This window comes from Kribbella pratensis, assembly GCF_004365355.1.
Lineage (GTDB): Bacteria > Actinomycetota > Actinomycetes > Propionibacteriales > Kribbellaceae > Kribbella.
The window spans coordinates 1,092,709-1,117,922 of record NZ_SODP01000002.1; the positions used below are offsets into that span (position 1 = coordinate 1,092,709).

Sequence of the window (25,214 nt, forward strand, 5' to 3'; positions counted from 1 at the left end):
GTTTCGATGGTCGTATGACGCCCTTCCGCGCTGCCGTCGTCCAGTTCGAGCCGACTCCCGACCAGCCCGCGACCAACCTCGCCACCGTCGAGCGACTCGCCCGTACGGCGGTCGCCGACGGCGCCCGGCTCGTCGTACTTCCGGAGATGTGTCTGCTCGGCTACTGGCATCTGCGCCGGCACACCCCCGAACGACTCCACGAGCTGGCCGAGCTGGCCGACGGGCCGTTGATCAGCCAGGTCGTTGCCCTGGCCAAGGACCTGGACGCCGGTATCGGGGTCGGGTTCCTGGAGGACGCCGACGGCGCGCTGTTCAACGCGTACGCCGTGTGCCTGCCGGACGGCACCGTCCACGTGCACCGGAAGCTGCATGCGTTCGAGCACGAGGAGATCGCGAGCGGGTCGTCGTACACGGTGTTCGACACGCCGTGGGGCTTCCGCGCCGGCGTGCTGATCTGCTGGGACAACAACCTGGTCGAGAATGTCCGGATCACGGCGTTGCTCGGTGCAACGGTCCTGATCGCGCCGCACCAGACCGGAGGGACGAACTCGCGCAGCCCGCACGGGATGAAGCCGATCCCGCTCGAGGTCTGGGAGAGCGGCGACCGCGCGCGGATCGAGGAGGCGTTCAACGGGCCGAGCGGGCGGGGCTGGCTGATGCGGTGGCTGCCGGCGCGGGCGCACGACAACGGGATGTTCGTCCTGTTCAGCAACGGCGTCGGCCGGGACGACGACGAGCTGCGGACCGGGAACGCGATGATCCTGGACCCATACGGTCGCATCGTCGCCGAGACGCCCGTACCCGCCGAGGCCGTCGTGGTGGCCGATCTCGACCTGGATCTGGTGCCCTTGGCAACCGGCCGCCGCTGGCTCCGCGGCCGACGCCCCGAGCTCTACGGCCTACTCACCGAACGCCAAGGCAACGAGCTCGATCCCCGGGCGGCCCGCTTCTCCCCGGAACCGGTCGACTTTGGGAACCCACCAACCAAGGACAGCGCCTGAAAACGGTTGGTCGGTGCTCAAGGATCAGTAGATGAGGGCGGTCGCGAGGGCGACGATGCCTTCGGCGCGGCCGGGGAAGCCCAGGCCGTCGGTCGTTGCCGCGCTGACCGAAACCTCGGCGTCACAAGCGGCGGAGAGGACCTTCTCGGCCTCCTCGCGGCGGGCGCCGATCCGAGGGCGGTTGCAGACGATCTGCACCGTGACGTTGCCGATCTCGAACCCGGCCGCTCGCACCCGGCGCGCGGCCTCCGCCACCAGCGCGACGCCGGCCGCACCGGCCCACTCGGGCTCGGCGGTGCCGAAGTTCGATCCCAGGTCGCCCAGCTTCGCTGCCGTGAGCAACGCAGTGCAGATGGCATGGGCGGCCGCATCGCCGTCGGAATGACCTGACAGCCCAGCCGGCTCGTCCGGCCAGTGCAGTCCGGCCAGCCACATCGGGCGACCGGCCTCCAACGGATGTACGTCGATACCGTTGCCGACCCGCGGGATCTTCACGCGGACCGCCTCTCCGCCAGCAAGGCCTCGGCCAGCAGCAGGTCCTGCGGGCGGGTCACCTTGAACGCGTCCGGCGACCCTTCGACCGTCTGCACGGTCACCCCGAGCCGCTCGCACATCATCGCGTCGTCCGTCACGCCGGCATCAGCGCCCGCGGCGTGCGCGCGACGCAGCACCTCAGGGGCGAACCCCTGAGGCGTCTGGACGGCAACCAGCGTCGAACGGTCGGGCGTGTCGACGACCTCGCCACTCGGCCCGATCCGCTTGATCGTGTCGGTCACCGGAACCACCGGTACGACGGCCTCGGCGCCGGCTCGCACCGCCGCGACCACCCGCTCGATCGCATCGGCCGGGACGAAGGCCCGCGCCGCGTCATGCACCAGGATGCAGTCGATCCCGTCGACCGGGACCACGTCCAGCGCGGCCCGGACCGAATCGGCTCGCTCGGCGCCACCGGCGACGACGAGCAGCTCCGCGCCCCCGACGTACGGCTCGAGCTCCTTGAAGACCGCTTCCTCGGCACCCGGCGGCACGGCGACCACGAAACAGCTGAGGTCGGCGGCGGTCGCTGCCTTCAGTCCACGGACCGCGTGGACCAGCAGCGAATCGCCACCGACCTCTCGAAATGCCTTCGGTGTCTCTCCACCGAGCCGCAGCCCTAAACCGGCCGCGGGAATCACGACCGCGCTAGTCATTCAGAACTGCAGCTCAGACTGTGTCAACAGTCTTAGGAGGCGAGGACCTCGTCGAGGATGGCCTCGGCCTTGTCCTCGTTGGTGTGCTCGGCCAGCGCCAGCTCGGAGACCAGGATCTGGCGAGCCTTCGCCAGCATCCGCTTCTCACCGGCGGACAGACCGCGGTCACGCTCACGGCGCCACAGGTCGCGGACGACCTCTGCCACCTTCAGCACGTCACCGGAGTGCAGCTTCTCCAGGTTCGCCTTGTAACGACGCGACCAGTTGGTCGGCTCCTCCGTGTGCGGTGCACGCAGCACGTCGAAGACGCGCTCCAGGCCGGCCTGATCCACGACGTCACGCACGCCGACAAGATCGAGGTTGCACGCGGGGACCCGGACGACCAGGTCGTTCTGAGCGACGATCCTCAAGACCAGATAGGTCTTGTCCTCACCTTTGATCTGACGGGTCTCGATGTCCTCGATGACGGCCGCTCCGTGATTGGGGTATACAACCGTCTCGCCGACTGTGAAAGTCATGTGTGAAATGCCCCTTTCCAAGATCCATCCTACCACGCGGCCGGTGGTCCGGTTCTGGCGTTTGCGCTGGTCAGGGGCCACTTCTCGCCTTGACAAACGTTCTCTTGCGTGCCTCGTACGCGCGCGACCCGTTGCCTACCGCCCCCTCCAGGGGCATCCCGCCGTCGGCCCCGGGGAGCCCGAGGGCTACGCTTTGGGGCGCCGGAGGCGGCCGCCTGACGGCGTCACGAACTGTCCTAGACAGTGTCGAATCAGCTTGCACGAGAGGGATTCCAGTGCCGATCACGTTGTCCTCGCGGTTCGCCCGGCGTACTGCGCTGGCGAGTGCCGCCGCCACTCTCAGTATCGCGCTGGCGGCGTGCAGCGCGAGCTTCAATGCGCCGACCCTGCAGCCGTACCAGGCCGCCGAGGGCACGAACTTCGAGTCCGGCCAGCTCAAGATCCGCAACATGCTGGTGCTGGCCGATGCCGAGGGCAAGGGCGAACTGCACAGCGTGATCGTCAACGACAGTGACGAGCCGGACACGCTGGTCGGCATCGCGCAGGCGGCACCCGGCACGCAGGACGGCCAGGCAGGCGCCGACCAGGCGACCGACGTCAAGTTCGAGGGCCTGACGCAGCCGATCGACCTGGAGCCGCACACCGCGCTCCGCCTGCCGGGCACCGACTCACCGCCGATCGCCGAGGCCGGGGCCACGCCGAGCGCGACCCCGTCCGAGACCCCCTCCGAGACCCCGTCGGCGGCGCCGACCGACACCCCGTCGGCCCCGGAACCGGGCGCGGAGGCCGCCGGTCCGGCGATCATCGTCACCGGCGCGAAGCCGGGTCAGATGGTCAACGTGACCGTCACGTTCGGCACCGCCGCGCCGGTCTCGGCGTACATCCCGGTCCTCACCGACGACCACTACTCCCCGTCCCCAGCGGCCCAGTAACCCAACCGCGCACCCCCGGAACGTCTGAGCGGTCAACCCCGCCCCCCCGGAACGTCTGAGCGGTCAACCCCGCCCCCCCGGAACGTCTGAGCGGTCAACCCCGCCCCCCCCCGGAACGTCTGAGGGGTCAATCCCGCACCCCCGGAACGTCTGAGGGGTCAACCCCGCAACCTGCCGGTTGCCCCCGAGATTCTCGGGGGGCAACCGTCCGGATCAGGGGTCAACCCCTCGCTTGGTCGTGCTTAGTTCTTGCCGGCCGAGGCTGCCTTCGACAGGCCCGGCAGCATCTTGTCCAGCACCCACGGGACGCTGAGCACGCTGACCGCGCTCATCCCGGAGATCACCTGCTGGTCCTGCAGCGCGTATGCCCCGCCGCTCTTGACCGCCTGCAACGACGAGTAGACCGGGTCGGACAGGAACTTCTGCGTCCCGATCCCGTCGACGTACGCGATCAGCACGTCGGCATCGACGTCGGCGACCTTCTCCTTGCTGATCGCGAGCGAGAACTCCTTCTTCGTGTTGGTCTTCTCCAGCGCCTCGACACCCGGCGCGTTCTTGAAGCCCATCTCGTTCAGGATCTGCACCCGCGGGTCGCCCGGCATGTAGACGTAGTTGTCCGCGCCGAACGAGCCGACCGTGATCGTCTTGTCCTTGAACTCCGGGTGCGCGGCGGCGACCTGCTTGATCTTGTCCTCGATGCCGGAGATCAGCTTCTCCGCGTCGGCCTTCCGGCCGAGCGCCTCACCGACCAGCAGCGTCTGGTCCTGCCAGGTGGTCTGCCACGGCGCCCCCGGGTACGCGACGGTCGGCGCGATCCCGCTGAGAGTCTTGTACGTCGCCTCGTCGAAGCCCTCGTACGGCGCCAGGATGACGTCGGGCTTGAGCGCCGCGATCTTCTCGAACGGGTACTTGTCCCCGGTGTCGAGCAACGTCGTCCTGGACTTGTCGAACTTGTCCGCGTCCCACGCGGTGACGCCGTCGGCGGTCGGGCCGTAGGTGACCTTCGGCATCCCGACCGGGGTCTCACCGAGCGCATAGACGACGTCCTGGGCGTTCCAGCCGAGCGTGACGATCCGCTCCGGCTTCTTGGTGATCGTCGTATCACCGAACGTGTTCTTCAGCGTGACCGGGAACCCGGACTGTGACGAATCGGCCGAACCGGCCGATGTGCCGGCCTGTTTGTCGCCGTCGCTGCCGCAGGCGGCCAGCGTGGTCGTGGCGAGCAGCACGGTGGTGACCGCACTGACGACCTTGGTACGGGACCAGGACATGGTGACTCTCCTTAGACCAGTTGCCTCAACTAAGGAGAGCCTAAGCTAACCCCATCGGCCGTTGCGACCTCCGGAGGTGTGACTCAGGACTCGAACTTGTAGCCCAGGCCACGCACAGTGACCAGGTGTTGCGGGTTCGACGGGTCCTTCTCGAGCTTGGAACGCAACCGCTTCACGTGCACGTCGAGGGTCTTGGTGTCACCCACGTAGTCGGCGCCCCAGATCCGGTCGATCAGCTGACCGCGGGTGAGCACCCGGCCGGTGTTCCGCAACAGCATCTCGAGCAGCTCGAACTCCTTCAGCGGCAGCCGGATCTCGGTCCCGGACACCGTCACCACGTGCCGCTCGACGTCCATCCGGACCGGGCCCGCCTCGAGGGTGTCCGGCAACAGCTCGACGTCCTGCCCACGACGCAGTACGGCGCGCACCCGGGCGAGCAGCTCGCGCGGGCTGTAGGGCTTGGTCACGTAGTCGTCCGCGCCCAGCTCGAGCCCGACGACCTTGTCGACCTCGGTGTCCTTGGCGCTCACGATGATCACCGGGACATTGCCCCGGCTGCGCAGCGCCCGGCAGACCTCCGTGCCGGACAGACCCGGCAGCATCAGGTCGAGCAGGACGATGTCCGCACCGGCGCGGTCGTACTCGTCCAGCGCATCCGGGCCGGTCTCCGCGACGGCGACCTCGAACCCTTCCTTGCGCAGTACGTACGACAGCGCGTCGCTGTAGCTCTCTTCGTCTTCGACGACCAGCACTCGGGTCACGAAGCTGTCTCCTTTGCGATCTGACCTGACGGGGTAGGCGTCAGGGGAACGGCCTGCTCTTCCTGGCTGGAGGAGCCGGTCTGGCCCGGCGCGGGTTCGAGCCGCAGCGGGAGTCTCACGGTGAAGGTGGAGCCCTGGCCCTCGACGCTCCACACCCGGACGTCGCCCCCGTGGATGGAGGCGATGTGCTTGACGATCGACAGGCCGAGCCCGGTGCCGCCTGTCTCGCGGCTGCGAGCCCGGTCGACCCGGTAGAACCGCTCGAAGACCCGCTCCAGGTCACTGCTCGGGATGCCGACGCCCTGGTCGGACACGGTCAGCTCGACCAGGTCGCCGATCGGGTGCGCGGCGACCGCGACCCGGGTACCGTCCGGGCTGTAGTTGATGGCGTTCTCGACCAGGTTGCCGATCGCCATCGCGAGCTGGTCCTCGCTGCCCATCACCTCGAGGTCGGGCTCGGTCTTCACCACGATCTTGATGTCGCGGTCCTCGGCGTCGATCCGGCACCGGTCCACCGCGGTCTCGATGATCGAGTTGACGTCGACCGGGCCGGGGTTCTCCAGCGGGTCGTCGCCCTGCAACCGGGACAGCTCGATGATCTCCTTGACCAGGCGGCTCAGCCGCGAGGCCTCGATCCGCATCCGGTCCGAGAACCGCTGCACCGCGTCCGGGTCGTCGGAGGCCTCCGAGACCGCGTCGGCGAGCAGGATCAGCGCGCCGACCGGGGTCTTGAGCTCGTGGCTGACATTGACGGTGAAGTCCCGCCGGATCGCGTCCAGCCGGCGCTCGCGGGTCCGGTCCTCGACCAGCACCAGGACCAACTGGCTGCCCAGCGGCGCGACGCGGGCACTGACGTACTGCGTGGCGCCGAGCCGGCCGCGGACGATCTCGAGATCCTGCTGCCGGATCTCGCCGTCGCGCCGGACCTGGCGGACCATCGTCAGGATGTCGTCGACCACCAGCCGCTCACCGCGGACGATGCCGAGCACGTGCGCCGGGGCACTGGCCTGCAGGACCTGGTCCTCCGGGCCCATCACGACCGCCGACGAACGCAGTACCGACAGAACCGTGGCGACGCCGGCCGGGACGATCGGATCCGAGGTCTCGGGAATCTTGCGCTGGGCCCGCTCGGAAAGCATCATCGCACCGAGTGAAAGCAGAGCCAGGGCCGCGCCGATGACGCCGCCCAGCACCGCAGCCAGCGTGGGGTCCACGGCAACGATGCTACGCGGGCAACCAGCAGGGAAAGACCGAATGAGCACCGGATGACCGGGACACGACCTAACTGTTCATCGGTCGTTCACCACTCGTCGCCGTCCGGCAACCTCGACGGCATACGGTCACCGTGGCGGGATACCGTGCGGGTGCACCGCCGCGGCACCGGAGACCACAGATCGGATTCGAACACCATGCGTGACACCTACCACGAGCAGCTCGACGACATCCTCGCCGAGCTGGAACGGATGACCCGGACGGTGTCGACCGCCGTACGCCGATCGACCGCCGCGCTGCTGGAGGCCGACATCCGCAAGGCCGAAGAGGTCATCGCGGCCGACATCCAGCTCGATGCCGCCGGCGAAGGCGTGGAGGAGAAGGTCTTCGAGCTGATGGCCCGGCAGTCGCCGGTCGCCAACGAGCTCCGGATGCTCGTCGCCGCGCTGCGGATGGTCGCCGACCTGGAGCGGATGGGCGACCTGGCCGCCCACGTCTCGAAGATCGCCCGGATGCGCTACCCGGCTCCCGCGATCCCGACCGAGCTGCACGACGTGATCGAGTCGATGGGCTCGGTCGCGGGCAAGATGGTCGACGCGGCCGGTGACGTGATCGCGACCCGCGACGTCGAGGCCGCCGGCAAGCTCGAGGCCAGCGACGACGAGATGGACAAGCTCCGCTCCAACCAGTTCCGCCTGATGATGGACGACGCCTGGCCGCACGGCGTCGAGGTGGCCGTCGACATGGCCCTGCTGAGCCGCTACTACGAGCGCATCTCCGACCACGCGGTCGCCATGGCCCGCCGGGTCGTCTACCTGGTGACCGGCGAGCTCCCGGTCGCCATCGGCGGCACCGCCGCAGGCTCCGGCGCCGGCGCCTCCGCCCCCAACCCGAACGGCAACTGACCCTCCGATTTTCTGTAGCCCCCGGCAACCATCGGTTGCCGGGGGCCGTTTCTTGTGAAGCGATGTCTCGATCTGATCACGTCCAGTGGTCGATGTAACGCCGGGTGTTCGCGGCGCGATGGGACGGGAAGTGACCTGAAAGACTTCTCCTGAAAGAGGATCCGCCCATGAGACTGCAACGACTCGCCCTCGCGATGGCAGGGATGGGCCTGCTCGCTGCGTCCGTCGTCTCTGCACCGGCCACCGCCAGTACGACCGACTCGAAGCCCTGGTCCGACCGGACCAAGCAGACGAACACGACCAAAGCCGGGACGGCCTGCTTGGTCTCGGCCGCCTTCCCGAGCGCGGCGGGCACCGTGTCGGAGGCCGACGCGATCGCCGGACGGCCGGCGCAGGGCGTGCAGTACGACCCGTTCAAGTTCGTCGGAACCCGCGCCAACGCAACGTGGTACCTGGCGTCGAACGCCGCGCTCACGCAGTTCTACTACTACGGCCTGCTGCTGCAGGGCGGGAACCTCTACCGGCACACGACGTACATCTACGAGGACGACCGCGCCCCGCTCGCGACCTTCAAGAAGGTCGGTAGCGGCTGGACGAGCTTCAAGACGATCGCCACGTCGAACCTCAACACCTACAACGCCCGCCACGCGTTCCTGTACGGCCTGAACAGCAACGGCAGCCTGTACCGGTACTCGATCGTCGGCGCCGGCATCAAGTCGTACGGCTCGTTCCCCGGCTTCAAGGGCTTCAAGGCGATGACCGTCATCAGCGAGAACGCGGCGTACGACACCCTGCTGATGACGACCACGGCCGGCGCGCTGTGGTCGGTCCGGATCCCGACCGCCGCCTCGACCAAGCCGATCCTCAAGCGGATCCGCAGCGGCGGCTGGCAGAACTTCGAGTCGCTGGTCGTCGAGAACTGCGGTACCCGCGGCGGTCTGCTGATCCTGGGTGTCGACAACAACACCCAGAGCGGAACGCTCTACGCGATGAGCAAGGCCAACGGCGCAGCCACCGCCCTGACCGGCTACGGCCCGATCCAAGGCGTCGTCTTCAACGGCGTAGACACCGTCCGCGAGGCGTCGTACTACGACCAACTCGTCGGCGAGTAGTCACCAACCGAAGGGCGCCCTCAGCAACTGTCTGCTGAGGGCGCCTCGGCTATACAGTAGAAGTGAAAAGAAGTTCGCTGTAACGGAGCATGGGGAGTCAGTCCCAGCGGTTCATCGCCGGATGCTCCGACTGAAGTGGACGATCCGGGTTCGAGTCCCGGCGCCCTCGTTGGAGGGACGTAGCTCAAATGGCAGAGCCCCACTTTTTCGTGAGGGGCGGGCTGCTCGGCAGTCCGCCCCTCGTCACGTGTTGGCCAGTACGACGCGCATCGCAGCGGTGAGTTCGTAGTCGGTCAGCTTGAGGCTGGCGTAGTGGCGCCGGGCCTTTCCTGCGGCTTTCCGTTCAAGCTGGTGCCGGTTCAAGTTCCCGGGTTCCTCGGCAAGGACGTCTTCGATGACGAGCTGCGCCCACAAGGTCCGGCTGAGGGAATTGGCCTGGCGTCCAAGGGACTTGGTCACTGCCAACGTGAGGATGAGTTCGGGGTGGCCGAAGTCCACCCGATCGCCCACTGCGATCGCGGCCAGGGACTTCTTCGCAATCCTCACCCAGCCGGCCTCCGCGGTCGGTGTCCACTGCGCAACCTTGTCTACCAGAGCCTGGTGCGCCCGGCCACCACTGTGGATGGTCGCATTGCGCATCAGCCGAATTGTGTCGATCTGGATGATGCTGTCCGCGTCGAATGTCTCACCGGTGGCCGTCTCGATCCCATCGTGCAATTGAGCGCGCACAGCGCTGCCCGCACTCGAGGGCGCTCTCCCGTCTCGAATCAGGAGCCCGACGCAGGTCTTGAGGAAATCCTCGTGCAGTGCGAGGGCGTACGGAACGCTCATCGCACCGAGATGCGTGTCGGCAGACTGCAGGATGGACCGTGCAGCCTCGGTTCGGAGGTTGAAGCGGCGGATGTGCGGGACACGCGGGAACACCTCAGGTAGCAGAGTGTCCGAGCCCTCGGTCAACTGCAGCTGATGCGAGGCCAGTTCGGCACCGGCCAATAGGCCCATCATCGCGTTGCTAGCTTGTTGACGCTGCACCTCGAACGCGCGGTACTCCGCGAAGTGCACGATCCCGGTTCCCACGTGTTTCCTTCCCTCACAGCACCATGCGACGCGACCCAGAAGAGAGGAAACAATTGAAGCAGTGTCCGCCTACATTCCGTAATCGTGGCTGTCTGCGAAGCGAAGAGGCTTGCGTCCGGCTGGGCTTCGCGCGCCGACTGTCCCCACTAAAGTGCGGATATCCCGACTATTGTGCGACGACGCCTGCCGCGACAGGGATCTCGAGCGGCGGTGCTCCAGGTGAGATGGGATGCCTCGCTGGAAGCAGATCGCGCGGATCCAGCTCCCGCCCGGCGAAGCCGGCGACAGCGTCGACTCGGTCCGCGAGGCGTCGCACTACGACCAGCTCGTCGGCCTGTAACTCCAACCAAGCAGCCCTCGGCAACCAACTGGTTGCCGAGGGCTTTTGCTTTTCCAGGTGCGATCACCGATATCTTCACCGCATGACAGACGCCTCCGAGACCGACCGCCTGGTCAATACCGACGTCTCCGTCTTGACCCCCACGGAGCTGAAGGCCCACTTGGCAGCGGTCGAGCAGCGGATGAAGGACCTCCTCCGCACCGAACGCGACCTCCTCGAAGCGAACGCAGAAGCCCTGGCCGACCAGCCCGCCCTCCAGGCCCGCCTGACCCAGCTCCGCACCAAGCCCCTCGACTGACTGCACACCGAGGGCCGGATGACATGACCAAACGCTGGCGGCATGAGGCAGCTGCGTCGTAGGCGTCCCCGTTCATCCCGCCAACGCCGGTTGCCCGCACGCAGGGCAGACGCCGGTGGTGCGATCCGGCACCCCGGCGAAGCCGGAAATAAGACAGCCGCGCCGAAGGCGCGTCCTTTCCCGCGAACTGCAGTAGCCCACGCCGGACGAGTGCTGGTGGAGCGGTCGCGCTCTCCGGCGGAGCCGGCAATAGAACAGCCGCGCCGCAGGCGTGTCCTTTGCCCGCGAACTGCAGTTGCGTGCGCCGGGGCAAGTGCTTGTGGTGCGATCCCGCGCCCCGGCGAAGCCGGCGATAGACTAGCCGCGCCGGAGGCGTGTCCTTTGGACCCGGCGCGGCTGACGGGCTGTTTAGCGGCCCTGGTTCTTGACGGCTTCGATGGAGGCCTTGGCGGCTTCGGGGTCGAGGTATTCGCCGCCGGGGGTGAGCGGGTTGAAGTCGTCGTCGAGTTCGTAGTACAGCGGGATGCCGGTCGGGATGTTGAGGCCCACGACGGTCTTCTCGTCGAGGTTGTCGAGGTGTTTGACCAGGGCGCGGAGGCTGTTGCCGTGGGCGGCTACCAGGACGGTCTTGCCGGCGCGGAGGTCGGGGACGATGGCGTCGTACCAGTAGGGCAGCATCCGCTCGACGACGTCCTTCAGGCACTCGGTCGCGGGCAGCAGCTCGGACGGGAGTCCGGCGTACCGCGGGTCGCCGGCCTGGTCGTACTCCGAGCCGCGCTCGATCGCCGGCGGCGGGGTGTCGTACGAACGGCGGAACAGCATGAACTGCTCCTCGCCGAGCTCCTCCAGGGTCTGCTTCTTGTCCTTGCCCTGCAGGCCGCCGTAGTGCCGCTCGTTCAGCCGCCAGGAGCGCCGTACGTCGATCCACTGGCGATCGGCGACCTCGAGCGCGATGTTCGCGGTGCGGATCGCCCGGGTCAGCACCGAGGTGTGGAGTACGTCGGGGAGCAGATCGCGGTCGCGGAGCAGCTCGCCGCCGCGCTGCGCCTCCTCGACACCCTGCGCGTTCAGGTCGACATCGACCCAGCCGGTGAAGAGGTTCTTGGCGTTCCAGTCGCTGTGGCCGTGGCGGAGCAGGATCAGGCGATAGGTCATGCTCCGGAGTCTATCGAGGCTCCAGCCAGCCCTTGAAAGCGTCCAGGTTTCGAGTCGATTCACCGCGCGCGATCCGCCATTCGTACTCGCGCCGGATCGACGTCGCGAACCCGAGTTCGAGGATCGTGTTGAACGACGTATCGGCATATTCCAGTACGGCGCCGAGCAGCCGGTCCACCTCGGTCGGCGTGATCGCGTGCAGCGGGACGCGCCCGTCCAGGTGGATGTCGCCGAGATGATCGACCGCGAACGCGACGCCGTACATCTTCAGGTTCCGCTCGAGCAGCCAGCGGTACACGGCCTCGTGGTTCTCGTCCGGGTGCCGGGCCACGAACGCGTGCACCTGGACGGCCTGCGGCCCGACCGTCAGCGTCACGGTCGTCTTCAGCTTGCGCTCCCCCGGCAGATCCGCGGTGAACGCCCCGTCCTTCTCGGTGAACTCGATCTCGTTCTCGGTCAGCACCTGGCGGATCACGTCCGCCGCTGCAACTCTCACCCGGCCACCTCCGCGGCGATCTCCGCCGCCATCGTGTCCGCTGCGGTCCGGTACGCCGTCAGCGTCTTGCGGGCGGTCACCTCCCAGCCGAATCCCTGTGCGTGCTTGACCGCCGCGGTGCTCATGCTCTCGCGAGTGGCCGGATCCGTCGCGATCCGGGCCAGCGCGTCGGCGAAGTCGTCGACCCGGTGCCCGCGCACGAGGTACCCGGTCCGCCCGTCCACCACCGCAGTACTCAGACCACCCACAGCCGCCGCGACAACCGGCGTACCGCAGGCCTGAGCCTCCAACGCCACCAGCCCGAAGGACTCCGAGTACGACGGGACGCAGACGACCGAGGCCGCGCGGTACCACTCAGCCAACCGCACGCGCTCCATCGGCTTCACGAACTGCGTCACGTCGTCGATACCGAGCGCCCGCGCCAACTCGGCGTGAGACTCGGGATGCTCCATCCCGTTCCCCGACGGCCCGCCGATGATCGCGACCACTAGCCGTGAGCGCAGCGAAGGATCCCGCTCCAGCATCCGCGCCGCCGCCCGGATCAGCAGATCAGGGGCCTTCAACGGCTGGATCCGCCCGACGAACGCCAGTACGACGGCATCCGCCGGCAGACCGACCGCGCTGCGAGCGGCGACCTGATCACCTGGGCTGAACAGCTCCAGATCCACGCCAGGGTTGACGACGCCGACCTTCGCGGGCTGCGCTCCATAGAGGTCGATCAGCTCCTGCGCCTCGTCGGACGTGTTGGCCAGCAACCGATCCGCGGACTCGACCACCTGCTCCTCGCCGAGCAGGCGCGCGGGCGGTTCCGGTACGTCGTCGTCTGCCAGGCTGGCGTTCTTTACCTTGGCCATCGTGTGCATCGTGTGCACCAGCGGGACCGCCCACCGGTCGCGGGCGAGCAGACCGACCTGGCCGGAGAGCCAGTAGTGCGAGTGGATCACGTCGTACCAGCCGGGCTCGTGGATCGCCTCGGCGCGCAGTACGGCCCGGGCGAACGTGCACAGCTGGGAGGGCAGCTCGTTCTTCGTGAGGCCTTCGTACGGTCCGGCGGCGACGTTGCGGACCACTACGCCGGGCATCAGCTCGACCCGGGCCGGGAGTACCGACGCGGTAGCGCGGGTGAACACATCGACCTCGATCCCGAGGCCGGCGAGCTGCTTGGACAGCTCGACCACGTAGACGTTCATCCCACCGGCGTCCCCGGTCCCGGGCTGGTCGAGCGGCGACGTGTGCAGGCTGATCATCGCGACCCGCCGGAGGGGTTTGTTCACGAAGTCCCGGAGGGGTTTGTTCACGGAGTCAGGGTAACTCCGGGCTTTCCGCCGGGAATCGGGAATCCTCCCTATCCGCGGCCGTCCAGCTGGCGAGCAGACGGAGATTCTGTTCGGACGTCGATCCCGGCTCGACGGTGTACGTGACGAGCAGCTGGTCCGGTTCGCCCGGCGGCTGCAGGGTCTCGTACTGCACAGTGATGTCGCCCACGATCGGATGGTGCTGCGTCTTGGTCCCGAAGGTCTTGTCCTTCACGTCGTGCCGGGCCCAGTGCTCGCGGAACTCCGGGCTGCGGATGGACAGTTCGCCGACCAGCTCGGCAAGCTCCGGGTCGTCCGGGTAGCGACCGGCGTACATCCGCAGGTAGCCGACGGTCTCGTCCGCGACGGCCTCCCACTGCGGGTAGAAGTCGCGCGACGCCGGGTCGAGGAACACCATCCGCAGGATGTTGCGCTCCTTGAGGTCCAGGCTGTCGAAGTCGGCGATCAGGGCCGAGGCCAGCCGGTTCCACCCGATGACGTCCATGCGACGGCCCAGCACGAACGCCGGTACGTCGGTCATCGAGTCCAGCAGCCGCTGCAGCCCGGGACGCATGCGCTCCGCCGTACGGCGTCGTGCCTTGCGCCGGGCCGGTTTCGCCAACAGGGCAAGGTGTTTGCGCTCGTCGTCGCTCAGACGCAGTACGTCGGCGACAGCGTCGAGGATCTCCTGCGAGACGTTCTCCGCCCGGCCCTGCTCGAACCGGACGTAGTAGTCGGCGCTGACCCCGGCCGCCTGCGCGAGCTCCTCGCGGCGCAGCCCGGGGACGCGGCGCCGGCCGGTGAACACCTTCAGCCCCAGGTCCTCGGGCTGCACCCGGGCCCTGCGCGACTTGAGGAACTCGGTCAGCTCCGCTCGACGATCCATGCCTCCAGTATCCAGGCCGGCCCCGATCTCAACCTGGTTCTGCCAGGACCAGGCTCAACAGACACCTGGGTAAGCCTCGGCGACCGCTCCAGGATCGGTGACATCAACCGAACCTGGAGGAACACCATGACCGATCTCACCGGCCGCATTGCTGTCGTCACCGGCGCTGCCAGCGGAATCGGAGCTGCGATCGCCACCCAATTGGCGGATGCAGGCGCGTCGGTCGCACTGGTGGCGCGGCGGCAGGACCGCCTCGACGACCTGGCCGGCAAGCTCGGGCCGCGGACGATCGGTGTCAGCCTCGACGTCACGTCGCAGACCTCCGTCGATGCCGGCGTCCGGCAGATCCACGAGCGGCTGGGCCGGCCGGACCTCGTCGTGAACGCTGCCGGGGTGATGCTGGCCGCGCCGATTGAGGACGGCCGACTCGACGACTGGACGCGGATGATCGACACCAACGTGACCGGCGTACTCCGGCTCGTGCAGGCGTTCACGCCCGATCTGATCTCGGCCGCCGGCGACGGACGGACCGCCGACCTGGTCAACATCTCGTCGATCGGCGCGCATGTGGTCTTTCCTGGGTACGCCGTGTACGGGGCGACCAAGGCCGCACTGACGCAGCTGTCGACGTCACTTCGCGCGGACTTCGCGCCGTACGACGTCCGCGTCACGAACGTCGAGCCGGGGCTGACCGACACCGAACTCGCCACCCACCTGGACAGCTCCGGGCAAGACCTGATCGCCTCGATGAACGAGCAGATCGGGCCGCTCGCCGCGGAGGACATCGCAGACGTGGTGACGTTCGCCGTGAGCCGCCGTCGCGAGGTCAACCTGCGTCAGATCATCGCGCTACCGACGCGCCAGGCGTGACGTCTTCCCCGGCGAGGTAGACGGCCGTTGGAGTGGCCAACGTTGTGATGTCTTCGGTGGGATTACCTGGTACGACGAGGAGATCGGCGTCCGCGCCGGGTCGGATGCGACCTTTCCGGACGCGAAGAGCGTCGGCGGCGGTCGACGTACCAGCTGTCAGGGCCGCGACGGGTGGGATGCCGGCCTCGACGTACTCGGCGAGCGTGGCGGGGAGGAGGCCGTGCGGTTTCGCGGGGCCGATCCCGCCGTCGGAGCCGGCGACCAGCCTGACTCCTGCGGCGTACAGCCGGCGGACGGCCTCCTGCAGGATGGCCTCCCCGATCCCGGCCTTTGCGACCAACTCCAGGACTGCGGGCGGTACGACGATCGAGCGGTCCGAGCCGAGGGTGCCGCAGATGGCGATCCCGGATGCGGCGAGCGCACGGCCGAGTTCGTCGTCGAGGGCAGCACCTGCTGGAGTGAGGCAGGTGCAGTGCTCGATGCCGTCCACACCGGCCTGCAGAGCCTGACGGACCGCGGTCAACGCGTGCGCGTGCGCAGTGATCGGCAGGCCGTGCTCGTGCGCCGCATCGACGGCTGCCTTGAGCTCTTCGAGGGTGAACTGCGGGCTCATCGTGTCAGTGCCTGGGGTGAGTACTCCGCCGCTCGCCATGATCTTGATGACGTCTGCACCGCGGTCGGCGCGGAGGTGAACGGCCGCACGCATCTCGTCAGGCCCGGACACCTCAGCGCCGAAAGCCCAGCAATGTCCGCGAACGCTCGTCAGCGGAGCGCCCGACGCAACCACACTAGGCAGGCCCGAACCAGTGCCCGAGCCGACCGCGGTAGGAGCGCTTGGGCCGGACGTTGCGGCGCTTCGCCAGCGGAGTACGGCGTCGTGGGGGTCGCCGAGGTCGCGGACCGTGGTGACACCGGCAGCGAGGTGGGTCCGGAGCGACTGCTCGATCGTCGCACCGATCGCTTCGGCGTACTCACTCGTCGCCGCCTCGGCAGGCGATACGCCCAGCCGATCCAGGGCACCGGCACCTCCGTCAGCCGTCAGGTGGACATGCGCATCGATCAGCCCAGGCAGGATCGTCCCACCAGGCACCTCGCGAACTGCCCAATCCGACGGAACCTGCCGCCCGACACCGACCACCTTGCCGCCGTCCACCAGCACGACGTTCTCGTCGAAAACCCGTTCACCGTCGAAGATCTGCTCGGCCCGCAACGCAAACCTGGTCATACCCGGAGTCTCTCTCAGGGTGGGTTTATCCCTACCTGCGTTGGCGGATTCGCACCACTGCGCTCGGGTCTCTGCGCCGAAAGCATTGACCCCATGCGTACAGTCCTCGAGCAAGCCAAGTCCTGGCACCGTCCTCTGATGCTGATGGTGCTCGCCATGATGGGTCTCGTCGTCGCGTCGGGGATCGGCATGGCGGTCGACCATCGGGAGATCCTCAACGAGTCCGTGTGGCTCAAGCCGTTCAAGTTCGGTATCTCGTTCGTCCTGTACGGCGCGACGCTGGCCTGGCTGCTGTCGAAGCTGCGGAAGGCGAGGCGCTTCGGCTGGTGGACCGGCACCGTGTTCGCGGTCACCGGGATCGTCGACGTCGGGTTCATCGCCGTACAGGCAGCCCGCGGCACGTTCAGCCACTTCAACGACAACACCGACACGTTCAACCAGGTCGGGCAGAAGGTCTTCATGTCCGGCGTACTCGGGCTGTTCGGCGCCAGCCTGGTGGTCGCGATCATGCTGCTGTTCCAGCGCGTCGGCGACGCCCCGATGAACCGCGCCATCCGGATCGGTCTCGGCCTCGCCGTCGCGGGGATGGCGATCGCGTTCTACCTGGTGGGCTCGCACAGCGGCCGCGAGCAGGTCACCGACGCCTACGGCCACCCCGTCACCCTCGCCGGCAGCCACGGCATCGGCGTCGAGCCGGGCGGTCCCGGGATGCCGCTCACGCACTGGAGCACCGTCGGCGGCGACCTGCGCATCCCACACTTCGTCGGCCTGCACGCGATCCACTTCCTGCTCATCACCCTGCTGGTCCTGCACCTCCTCGCCGGTCGCATCACCTGGCTCCGCCCCGAGCGCGTCCGCGCCCGCCTGATCGGCGTCGCCGCCTTCGCGTACGCCGGTCTGATGGCGACCGTCACCGTGCAGGCTTTCCGCGGCCAGTCCCTGATCCACCCAGACGTGAAGACGCTGGGCATGCTGGCCGGCGTTGCCGTGATCAGCCTCGCGGCCCTGACCGGCGTCCTCACCGCCGCCCGCCGCACGGCGGCACTCGAGCCGCTCGAGCCGACCCAGCCCACCCAGCCGCTAGAACCGATCCAGCCGACCCCGGCCGCCCGCGTCTGAAAGCCGCCCCAGCCGCTCGAGTCGCCCGAGGCGACCCAGCCGACCCCAGCCGCCGACCGCCCGCGCCTGGCCGACCCCGGCCGTCGACCCACCGCGTCTGAGCGGCGGCATACCAAACCGTATGGTATGCCGACAGATGCCGCGCTGAGACGGCCGACTGGCTCGACCGGTGGGTTTGAGAGACTCGGACTATGACTTCCGAGCGTCCTCTTGCCGTGGTGACCGGAGCTAGCAGCGGGATCGGAGCCGCGTCGGCGCGATACCTCGCCCGGGCAGGGTTCGAGGTCATCTGCGCCGCGCGGCGGCTCGACCGGATCGAGACGCTGGCGAAAGAGATCGACGGCCGCGCCGTGCAGTGCGACGTGACCTCGGCCGAGGACGTCGCCACGCTGACCGCGGCCGTCGGGGACGAACTGCAGGTGCTGGTGAACAACGCCGGCGGCGCGTTCGGGTTCGAGCCGGTCGCCGAGGCCGACCTCGACGCGTGGCGGCGGATGTACGAGGTGAACGTGATCGGGGTCGCGGCCGTCACGAAGTCGTTGCTCCCGGCCCTTATCGCCGGTCGCGGCACGATCATCGTGATGGGTTCGACGGCCGGACAGGTCGCATACGAAGGCGGCGGCGGATACGTCGCCGCCAAGCACGGCGCGAAGGCCGTCGTCGACACCCTGCGCCTCGAGCTCTGGGACCAGCCGGTCCGCGTCACCGAGATCGCCCCCGGCATGGTGCAGAGCGAAGGCTTCGCCTTGACGCGCTTCGGCGGCGACCAGGCCAAGGCCGACGCCGTGTACGCCGGCGTCCGCGAACCCCTCACCGCCGACGACATCGCTGACATCGTCACGTACGTCGCAACCCGCCCGGCCCACGTGAACCTCGACCGCATCACGGTCCGTCCCCGCGCCCAGGCCGCCCAGCACAAGGTCTTCCGCGAGCAGTAGCCCTTCCGCCCCTGCCGGTCCGCCCCAGGGTTTGGTGGGTAGACCCACGAAACCATGGGTTGGCCAGCCTGATTCCGGTTGGCCAACCCACGTGCCGGTGGGTTTACCCACCAAACGCGGCGGCTGCGGAGGGAGGGTGAGCGGGGTCACGGGGTTGCTGCTTGCAATTGCAAGCAGCTTGCTAGCACACTGGGCGTATGGCCAGGTTGAGTGATCGGGCGGCTGGGGCGGTGGGCTCCGTTGGGGAGTACCTCGCCGAGCAGCGGCGGCACGCGCAGTTGTCGTTGCGGCAGTTGTCGGACCTGGCCGGTGTGTCGAACCCGTACTTGAGCCAGATCGAGCGTGGCCTGCGGAAACCGTCGGCCGAGGTGCTGCAGCAGCTCGCGAAGGCGTTGCGGATCTCCGCGGAGACGCTGTACGTACGGGCCGGCATCCTCGATCCGGACGAGAACGAGGAGGGCCGACAGGCCTCTGGCGTGGTCGACGCCGTCCTGCTCGACCCCGCGCTGAACGAGCGGCAGAAACGCGTCCTGCTGGACGTGTACACGTCGTTCGTCCGGGAGAACGCCGTCCCGGAAGAGCCTGCGGCGAAGAAGACCTCCGCCCGCAAGCGCAGTACCGAACCCGGTACCGACTGAAACCTGCTGACGACATCCCGAGGAGAAGCCTGATGGCTACCCGTACGCCTGTTACCCCGTTCTACGCGATCGCCGGCGCCGGCGACCTCGCGGTCGAGAAGTTCCGCGCGATCAGCGAGGACGTCACCGCCCGGTTCGCCAAGCTGGACCAGAAGACCCTGCAGACCGAGCTCACCAAGGCCCAGACCGAGCTGAACAAGCGCTTCGAGGCGATCGTCGCCGACGCGCGGACCGCTCCGGCCAAGCTGCGTGAGCTGCCGAAGACCGCCCAGGCCGGCTTCACCACCGTCCTCGGCCAGGCCGAGGAGACCTACGAGGACCTGGCCGGCCGCGGCAAGGAGCTGGTCGAGCGGATCCGCCACCAGCAGGCCACCGCGGACCTGGAGACCCAGGTCAAGTCCACCGTCAGCAAGGCCAAGGCGACCCGGACCACGGTGAAGAAGACCGCCCAGACCGCGACCCGCACGGTGAAGGCGACCGCGACCAGCGCCCGCAAGACCGCGAAGGCGGCCGGCAAGGCTGCCGGGTCCGCGGCCGACAAGATCGGCGACTGACGCACCACTGACGGTGACAATTCACCGATCTTTCGCGTGAATCCTCGCCCGGGCGGTCCACAGCTGCGACTCAGCAGAGGTGGACCGCCCGGTCTGTCGGTTAGGCTCGTAGCATGATCACCTTCCAGAACCTGATCCCCGGGTTCGGCGATCCACTGTCGGTCATCTGGTGGGTGCTGCTTGTCCTCAAGCTGGTCGCGCTGCTCGACGCGGCGTTCCGGCCGCGGGCAGTGTTCATCGCCGCCGACAAGCTGACCAAGCCGGGCTGGGTGCTGATCCTGGTCGTGTTCACGCTGAGTCAGTTCTTCCAGGGCTGGCTGAGCTTCTTCGGCCTGATCGGCATCGTCGCGTCCGCCGTCTACCTGGTCGACGCCCGCCCTGCTCTCCGCGCCGCCACCGGCCGCGGCCGAGGCGGATGGGGCGCCCTGCGTCGCCGCCGCGGACCCCGCCCGCTCTGACGCACCCCCCGCCCGCTCTGAAGCACCCCGCGCTCGCCGTCACCTTGCGGAGGGTCAGCACACCTCGTGGTGGGCTTGAACAGGCAATAACCTGTTCAAGCCCGCCACCAGCTGTGCAAGCCCCCGGTTCGAGGTTCAGTACGACGGATTACGAGCGGTAGACGATGACCTTGTCGCCGACCTGGACCTCGTCGAAGAGCACCTTGATCTTGGCCAGGTCACGCACGTTCACGCAGCCGTGGGACGCGCCGTTGTAACCACGCGCCGCGAAGTCCGACGAGTAGTGCACCGCCTGGCCACCGCTGAAGAACATCGCGTACGGCATCTTCGAGTCGTACAGCTTCGAGACGTGGTTCCGGCTCTTCCAGCCGACCGTGAAGCTGCCCTCGCGGGTCGCGGTCTTCACTGCGCCGAACCGGACGTCCATCTGCATCTTCACGACGCCGTCGACGACGTACCGCAGCTTGCGGGTGGTCTTGTCGATGCACAGCGCCACACCGGTCGCGCACCGCGCGTCGAGCTTCTTGCCGTTCACCACCGGCGCCGGCGGATACAGCTCGGCCTGGGTCGGCACATGGGTGACCTTGGCCAGCTGGTCCAGCGTGTTCTGGTCGACGTACCCGAGCCCGGGGATGCCCTGGGATTTCTGGAACTTCTTCACCGCGGACCGGGTCATCGTGCCGAAGTCGTCGTCGAGGTACTTCTTCTCGAGCAGCTTGAGCTGCACCAGGCGCGCCTCGACCTTGCGGACGTTCGTCCCGCTGGAGCCGTTCTTCCACAACGCCCTCGGGTAGATCGGCAGCTCACCACTGACCTCGAACGGCACCGTCTTCACATCGGAGCCGCTCGCCGTCACGGTCGTTCCGGAACTCAGGAGTGTCGCAATCACACCGCCCACGATCAACGTGCTCAGTGCCTTGCGAATGATCAGCCCACGCATCGGGCACCCTCCGTCTCGACCTCGTCCCTACACTTGTAGGACGTCCTCACCGGCCATTCGGTTGGCTCAGCGTACCGGAGGAAGCCCAGTTGGTGACCGTGCTCAACTCCGTGGACGTCGGTATCCGGATGGCCTACCGCGAGGCCGGCACCGGACCGCCGGTCGTGTTCCTGCACGGCAATCCCACGTCGTCGTACCTGTGGCGCGACGTCTTGAGCCCGGTGTCCGCGATCGCTCACTGCGTCGCTCCGGACCTGGCCGGGATGGGCAGTTCGGATCCGTCAGGGGCCGCTGAGGCGGACCGCTACCGGTTCATCGACCATCGTCGGTACGTCGACCTGTTCTTCGAGGCGCTCGGCCTGACCAGCGACGTGATCATCGTCGGCCACGACTGGGGCGGCGTGCTCGGAACCGACTGGGCGCGTCGGCATCCGGATGCTGTCCGCGGGATCGCGTACCTCGAGACACTGGTCGCGCCGGTCACCTGGGACAGCCCGAACGCGCCTGCGCCGGAGTTGTTCCGCCGGCTGCGTGGTCCGGAGGGTGAAGAGCTGGTCCTTGAACAGAACGTGTTCGTGGAGACGGTCCTCCCCAGCGGCGTCCTGCGCGAGCTCACCGACGACGAGCTCGCGACGTACCGAAAGCCGTTCGCCGAGGCCGGGGAGCGCCGCCGCCCGACCCTGACCTGGGCGCGCGAGATCCCGATCGACGGATGGCCGGCCGACGTGCACGACATCGTGGCGGCCAACGCGGCGTGGATGGCGGATTCACGGGTACCAAAGTTGTTCGTGAACGGCGATCCGGGAGCGCTGCTCACCGGGCCGCTGCGTGAGCTGTGCCGGCGCTGGCCGAACCAGTGTGAGGTCACTGTCGCCGGCCTGCACTTCCTGCCGGAGGACTCGGCCGCCGCGATCGCGGAGGCACTCGTCGACTGGATCCCGACCTGCTGAAGGAGACCCGACCATGGAGATCGTTCTGAGTACGGCGGACATCACCACGGTGCCTGCGGATGCGATCGTGAACGCTGCTCATCACGCGTTGCGCGGCGGTGGTGGCGTCGACGGGGCGATCCATCGGGCAGGTGGGCCGGAGATCCTCGCGGAGCTGATCGAGCGGTATCCGAACGGCACACCCCCGGGTACGGCGGTGTGGACGACGGCCGGCGCGCTACCGGCGTCGTACGTGATCCACGTGGTCGGGCCGAACTACGTGGCCGGGCAACGCGATCCCGCGCTGCTCGAGTCCTGCTACCGCAACGCGTTGCGGATCGCGGACGACCTTGGTGTGAAGACGATGACGCTGCCGGCGGTCTCGGCCGGGATCTACGGGTGGCCGGCGCAGTCCGCGGCGGAGATCGCCGTCGGGACGTTGCGTCGTACGCCGACGAATGTTGCCCAGGGCACCTTCTGTCTGGTGGAGCCGCGGCTGTACAAAGCGTTCCGGAACGCAACAGCGGCCGGGCAGTAGCTCCCCGGCCGCTGTTTCTGAACGCTCAGCTCACTTGCTGTAGACGACGACCTTGTCGCCGACGTGCACCCGGGCGAACATCCAGGCGATCTTCTTCTTGTCGCGGACGTTGACGCAGCCGTGCGAGGCGCCGTTGTAGCCGCGGGCCTTGAAGTCCGACGAGTAGTGCACGGCCTGACCGCCGCTGAAGAACATCGCGTACGGCATCTTCGAGTGGTACAGCGAAGAGACGTGGTTCTTCGACTTGCGGTAGACCTTGAAGACGCCGCTGCGAGTCGGCGTCTTCATCGCGCCGAACCGGACGTCCATGACCTGGATCGGCTTGCCGTTCACCAGGTACACCAGCTTGCGGGTCTTCTTGTTGATGCAGAGGACCCGGCCCTTGGTCAGGCATCGCCGGTCGATCTTGTACTTGGCGATGAGCTTGCTGGTGGACGAGGCGGCGGGGGCCTTCGTCACCGCCTTCGGCGGCAGGCCGGCCGGCGCCGGCGCCGTGGCCGACTTCTGCGCCGACCCCGCAACCTGGGGCGCGGCCTCAGCCGAAGTGGTCGCCGACAGTGCACCGACGCCCACGAACGCAACGGCCGTCAGAGTTGCGCAGACCTTACGCAGAATGCCCATGTTTCCCTTGTCCTTCCCCCAAAAGAGTGCTTCCACAAGACAGACGTCGCCGCATGGCGTCTGGTTGGTAACGAATCAAAACTTCTTCCCCCACCGGCGACCGAGAATTATGTATCACACCGATGTAGTTGCGGTCGCGCGCTGTGAGCCACCGTGTCCAGTTCGTGCCCTACGGGTTTCCCGGCAGCCACTTACGCCACAGGAGTTACTTGCCAACCAGTGCTTGCAGCCGGCGCAGCACCTCAGGAGCCCCGAGCGCCTGGGCCGTCGCGTGCAGGTCGGGACTCCGGGTCGCACCGGTGATCGCGACGCGGACGAGCTGCGAGGCCTCGCGGATCGAACCGGCGTACGCGTCCGGATCTTTCTTGTACTCCTTGGCGTTCGGCGCGAACCCGTGCTTGGCCGCGAGCGAACGGATCTGGTCGAACCACTCCTGCGGGTCGTCGCGGTGCTCGTACCCGGCGACCAGATCGGCCGCGAACGCCGCCGTGACGTCCGGCGCGACGCCGAGCGGTGCCAGGCGTTCGTCGGTCGGACCGTCGACCGGGACGAACAGCTCGGTGAAGAAGAAGCCGTACGCCGAGCGGAAGTCCGACCACTTGCGCAGGTCCTTGCGAGGGTTCTCGACGCCGTCGCGCTCAACCGCGAGCGCCCGCAGCGCGAGCTCCTTCTCGTTGTCGAGGACGGGCACGAGGTCAGGGTCGTACTCCGTCGCCCACACCCGCACCGCGTCGAGGATCTGCTGACCGCTGAGCGTCGCGATGTAGTCGGCGCTGATGTCCTCGAGCTTCACCAGATCGACCAGCGGACCGGCAACGCCGCATTGGGCCAGATCGATCGGCGTCGTCAGCGCTTCCGCCAACGGCATCTCCGCGAGCCGGCCGTTGGCCAAGCCGCGCAGGTAGTACAGGACCGCGTCAGCGGGGTACCCAGCGCCGATGTAGAAGTCGACGCCGGCCTCGAGGTCCTTCCGCTTCGACAGCTTCCGCTTCCCGCCCGGGATCTGCTTCATCAGCGGTGCGACGTGCGCGTAGGTGATCGGCTCGAACTCGAGCGCCGCAAACAGCTGCTGGTGCAGGGGAACCGACGAGATCCACTCGTCGCCGCGGATCACCAGGTTCACCCGCATCAGGTGGTCGTCGACCGCGTGCGCGAAGTGGTACGTCGGAAGGCGCGGCGACTGGTCCGACGACTTCAGGATCACTGCGTCGTTGCGATTCGCCTCATGCTCGAGCCGGCCGCGGATCGCGTCGACGAAACTGGTCCGCTGCCCGTCGGCGTCATCGGGAGCCCGGAAGCGCACGACGTACGGCGCACCCTCGTCGAGCTTCGCCTGCACGTCGGCCGGATCGGCGTTGCGCCACAGGGCGTACTTCCCGTAGTACCCCGTGGGGACCTTTGCGGCCTGCTGGCGGGCGGTGATGTCGGCGAGCTCGTCCTTGGTCGCAAAGCACAGGTACGCCTTGCCCTGCCGGAGCAGGTGCCGCACGAAGGTCAGGTAGATCTGCTCGCGCTGCGACTGCACGTACGGCCCGTACGAACCCTGACGCCGGTCCTCGTCGGAGCTGATGCGGAAGTAGCTGAAGGCGCGATCGAACTGCTCGAGCGCGCCCTCGACCTCACGAGCCTGGTCGGTGTCTTCGACCCGGACCAGGTACACGCCCTTGGAGTCGGTCGCGACATCGCGATCGATCATCGCCGTGTAGATCCCGCCGATGTGCACGAACCCGGTAGGCGAAGGCCCGAACCGCGTTACCTTCGCCCCTTCCGGAAGCTCGCGCGCCGGATACTGCTCCTCCCAGTACGCGGGCTCCGGAAGGTCGCTCGGGAACAGACCATCAACAACCGCACGATCCACCATGGCTCGGTGTCTTCTCACTTCCGACTAAGCACGATTTGCAGAACCGGTCGAGCGTAACAACCACACCCGCCATC

28 protein-coding genes are annotated in these 25,214 nt (G+C 67.9%); 13 read left to right on the top strand and 15 right to left on the bottom strand.

What is annotated here, in order from left to right; all coding sequences use genetic code 11:
* Positions 1–14 precede the first annotated feature (14 nt).
* A complete protein-coding gene (locus tag EV653_RS21870) occupies positions 15–1,001 on the top strand; it encodes a nitrilase family protein (RefSeq protein WP_134105578.1) in 987 nt (328 codons plus the stop codon).
* Positions 1,002–1,025: 24 nt separating this feature from the next.
* Here the strand turns inward: EV653_RS21870 and ispF are convergent, their stop codons facing one another.
* Genes ispF through EV653_RS21885 form a run of 3 tightly spaced genes read right to left on the bottom strand, consistent with a single transcriptional unit; the run spans position 1,026 to position 2,709 of the window.
* A complete protein-coding gene (gene ispF, locus EV653_RS21875) occupies positions 1,026–1,496 on the bottom strand; it encodes a 2-C-methyl-D-erythritol 2,4-cyclodiphosphate synthase (protein ID WP_134105579.1) in 471 nt (156 codons plus the stop codon).
* Positions 1,493–2,191 carry a 2-C-methyl-D-erythritol 4-phosphate cytidylyltransferase gene (gene ispD / locus EV653_RS21880; protein WP_134105580.1) on the bottom strand — a complete coding sequence of 233 codons (699 nt, stop codon included), beginning with the start codon at positions 2,189–2,191 and terminating at the stop codon, positions 1,493–1,495. The genes ispF and ispD overlap by 4 nt, the downstream gene beginning before the upstream one ends.
* Positions 2,192–2,223: 32 nt before the next feature.
* The gene (locus EV653_RS21885; protein WP_130446326.1) at positions 2,224–2,709 is read right to left on the bottom strand and encodes a CarD family transcriptional regulator; all 486 of its coding nucleotides are present in this window, start codon (positions 2,707–2,709) and stop codon (positions 2,224–2,226) included.
* A gap of 275 nt (positions 2,710–2,984) precedes the next feature.
* On the opposite strand from EV653_RS21885, the gene EV653_RS21890 reads away from it, so the two are divergent.
* Positions 2,985–3,641 carry a hypothetical protein gene (locus EV653_RS21890; RefSeq protein ID WP_134105581.1) on the top strand — a complete coding sequence of 219 codons (657 nt, stop codon included), beginning with the start codon at positions 2,985–2,987 and terminating at the stop codon, positions 3,639–3,641.
* A 242-nt stretch (positions 3,642–3,883) separates the two neighbouring features.
* Here the strand turns inward: EV653_RS21890 and EV653_RS21895 are convergent, their stop codons facing one another.
* The 3 genes from EV653_RS21895 to EV653_RS21905 all read right to left on the bottom strand — a co-directional run bounded on the left by EV653_RS21895 (position 3,884) and on the right by EV653_RS21905 (position 6,887).
* Positions 3,884–4,912, bottom strand: a complete 1,029-nt coding sequence (locus EV653_RS21895; protein ID WP_134105582.1) for an iron-siderophore ABC transporter substrate-binding protein — start codon at positions 4,910–4,912, stop codon at positions 3,884–3,886.
* 83 nt (positions 4,913–4,995) lie between these two features.
* Positions 4,996–5,673 carry a response regulator transcription factor gene (locus EV653_RS21900; protein WP_133787236.1) on the bottom strand — a complete coding sequence of 226 codons (678 nt, stop codon included), beginning with the start codon at positions 5,671–5,673 and terminating at the stop codon, positions 4,996–4,998.
* Complete coding sequence (locus EV653_RS21905; protein WP_134105583.1) at positions 5,670–6,887, bottom strand: sensor histidine kinase; 1,218 nt, start codon at positions 6,885–6,887, stop codon at positions 5,670–5,672. The genes EV653_RS21900 and EV653_RS21905 overlap by 4 nt, the downstream gene beginning before the upstream one ends.
* 195 nt (positions 6,888–7,082) lie before the next feature.
* Between EV653_RS21905 and phoU the strand changes: the two genes are divergently transcribed.
* Positions 7,083–7,790, top strand: coding sequence for a phosphate signaling complex protein PhoU (gene phoU, locus EV653_RS21910; protein ID WP_134105584.1), 708 nt, complete (start codon positions 7,083–7,085; stop codon positions 7,788–7,790).
* Between the two features lie 167 nt (positions 7,791–7,957).
* The gene (locus tag EV653_RS21915) at positions 7,958–8,902 is read left to right on the top strand and encodes a hypothetical protein (RefSeq protein ID WP_134105585.1); all 945 of its coding nucleotides are present in this window, start codon (positions 7,958–7,960) and stop codon (positions 8,900–8,902) included.
* Between the two features lie 243 nt (positions 8,903–9,145).
* On the opposite strand, the gene EV653_RS21920 is transcribed toward EV653_RS21915, so the two are convergent.
* Positions 9,146–9,979: a hypothetical protein gene (locus EV653_RS21920; protein WP_134105586.1), complete on the bottom strand. Its 834-nt coding sequence runs from the start codon at positions 9,977–9,979 to the stop codon at positions 9,146–9,148.
* A gap of 422 nt (positions 9,980–10,401) precedes the next feature.
* On the opposite strand from EV653_RS21920, the gene EV653_RS21925 reads away from it, so the two are divergent.
* The gene (locus EV653_RS21925; RefSeq protein ID WP_134105587.1) at positions 10,402–10,617 is read left to right on the top strand and encodes a hypothetical protein; all 216 of its coding nucleotides are present in this window, start codon (positions 10,402–10,404) and stop codon (positions 10,615–10,617) included.
* A gap of 408 nt (positions 10,618–11,025) precedes the next feature.
* Here EV653_RS21925 and EV653_RS21930 read toward each other — a convergent pair whose 3' ends face one another.
* The 4 genes from EV653_RS21930 to EV653_RS21945 are packed head-to-tail and all read right to left on the bottom strand — an operon-like array spanning position 11,026 to position 14,449.
* Complete coding sequence (locus EV653_RS21930; RefSeq protein WP_134105588.1) at positions 11,026–11,772, bottom strand: phosphoglyceromutase; 747 nt, start codon at positions 11,770–11,772, stop codon at positions 11,026–11,028.
* A 10-nt stretch (positions 11,773–11,782) separates the two neighbouring features.
* Complete coding sequence (locus EV653_RS21935; protein WP_134105589.1) at positions 11,783–12,268, bottom strand: YbjN domain-containing protein; 486 nt, start codon at positions 12,266–12,268, stop codon at positions 11,783–11,785.
* Positions 12,265–13,515, bottom strand: a complete 1,251-nt coding sequence (gene mshA, locus EV653_RS21940) for a D-inositol-3-phosphate glycosyltransferase (protein WP_134106649.1) — start codon at positions 13,513–13,515, stop codon at positions 12,265–12,267. The genes EV653_RS21935 and mshA overlap by 4 nt, the downstream gene beginning before the upstream one ends.
* Before the next feature lie 55 nt (positions 13,516–13,570).
* Complete coding sequence (locus EV653_RS21945; protein WP_134105590.1) at positions 13,571–14,449, bottom strand: helix-turn-helix transcriptional regulator; 879 nt, start codon at positions 14,447–14,449, stop codon at positions 13,571–13,573.
* Positions 14,450–14,575: 126 nt separating this feature from the next.
* On the opposite strand from EV653_RS21945, the gene EV653_RS21950 reads away from it, so the two are divergent.
* Positions 14,576–15,319 (top strand): SDR family oxidoreductase, encoded by a 744-nt coding sequence (locus EV653_RS21950; RefSeq protein ID WP_134105591.1) that lies wholly within the window; start codon positions 14,576–14,578, stop codon positions 15,317–15,319.
* On the opposite strand, the gene EV653_RS21955 is transcribed toward EV653_RS21950, so the two are convergent.
* Complete coding sequence (locus EV653_RS21955; protein WP_134105592.1) at positions 15,291–16,544, bottom strand: metal-dependent hydrolase family protein; 1,254 nt, start codon at positions 16,542–16,544, stop codon at positions 15,291–15,293. The two genes, EV653_RS21950 and EV653_RS21955, sit on opposite strands and share 29 nt — an antisense overlap.
* A 93-nt stretch (positions 16,545–16,637) precedes the next feature.
* Between EV653_RS21955 and EV653_RS21960 the strand changes: the two genes are divergently transcribed.
* The 5 genes from EV653_RS21960 to EV653_RS21980 all read left to right on the top strand — a co-directional run bounded on the left by EV653_RS21960 (position 16,638) and on the right by EV653_RS21980 (position 20,251).
* Complete coding sequence (locus EV653_RS21960; protein ID WP_202871775.1) at positions 16,638–17,663, top strand: hypothetical protein; 1,026 nt, start codon at positions 16,638–16,640, stop codon at positions 17,661–17,663.
* Between the two features lie 191 nt (positions 17,664–17,854).
* Positions 17,855–18,601 carry an SDR family NAD(P)-dependent oxidoreductase gene (locus EV653_RS21965; protein ID WP_134105593.1) on the top strand — a complete coding sequence of 249 codons (747 nt, stop codon included), beginning with the start codon at positions 17,855–17,857 and terminating at the stop codon, positions 18,599–18,601.
* A gap of 197 nt (positions 18,602–18,798) precedes the next feature.
* Positions 18,799–19,239, top strand: coding sequence for a helix-turn-helix domain-containing protein (locus tag EV653_RS21970; RefSeq protein WP_134105594.1), 441 nt, complete (start codon positions 18,799–18,801; stop codon positions 19,237–19,239).
* 32 nt (positions 19,240–19,271) lie between these two features.
* Positions 19,272–19,793 (top strand): hypothetical protein, encoded by a 522-nt coding sequence (locus EV653_RS21975; protein WP_134105595.1) that lies wholly within the window; start codon positions 19,272–19,274, stop codon positions 19,791–19,793.
* Positions 19,794–19,906: 113 nt separating this feature from the next.
* Positions 19,907–20,251, top strand: a complete 345-nt coding sequence (locus EV653_RS21980; RefSeq protein WP_134105596.1) for a DUF2516 family protein — start codon at positions 19,907–19,909, stop codon at positions 20,249–20,251.
* Positions 20,252–20,399: 148 nt separating this feature from the next.
* Here EV653_RS21980 and EV653_RS21985 read toward each other — a convergent pair whose 3' ends face one another.
* Positions 20,400–21,191, bottom strand: a complete 792-nt coding sequence (locus EV653_RS21985; protein ID WP_134105597.1) for a L,D-transpeptidase family protein — start codon at positions 21,189–21,191, stop codon at positions 20,400–20,402.
* 92 nt (positions 21,192–21,283) lie between these two features.
* Here EV653_RS21985 and EV653_RS21990 point away from each other — a divergent pair, with 92 nt between their 5' ends.
* Complete coding sequence (locus EV653_RS21990; RefSeq protein ID WP_238159952.1) at positions 21,284–22,141, top strand: haloalkane dehalogenase; 858 nt, start codon at positions 21,284–21,286, stop codon at positions 22,139–22,141.
* Between the two features lie 13 nt (positions 22,142–22,154).
* Positions 22,155–22,658, top strand: coding sequence for a macro domain-containing protein (locus EV653_RS21995; protein WP_134105598.1), 504 nt, complete (start codon positions 22,155–22,157; stop codon positions 22,656–22,658).
* Between the two features lie 30 nt (positions 22,659–22,688).
* Here the strand turns inward: EV653_RS21995 and EV653_RS22000 are convergent, their stop codons facing one another.
* Both EV653_RS22000 and EV653_RS22005 read right to left on the bottom strand, forming a co-directional pair.
* Positions 22,689–23,279 (bottom strand): L,D-transpeptidase, encoded by a 591-nt coding sequence (locus EV653_RS22000; protein WP_134105599.1) that lies wholly within the window; start codon positions 23,277–23,279, stop codon positions 22,689–22,691.
* Between the two features lie 205 nt (positions 23,280–23,484).
* Positions 23,485–25,140, bottom strand: coding sequence for a glutamate--tRNA ligase (locus EV653_RS22005; RefSeq protein WP_134105600.1), 1,656 nt, complete (start codon positions 25,138–25,140; stop codon positions 23,485–23,487).
* Positions 25,141–25,214: the final 74 nt, after the last annotated feature.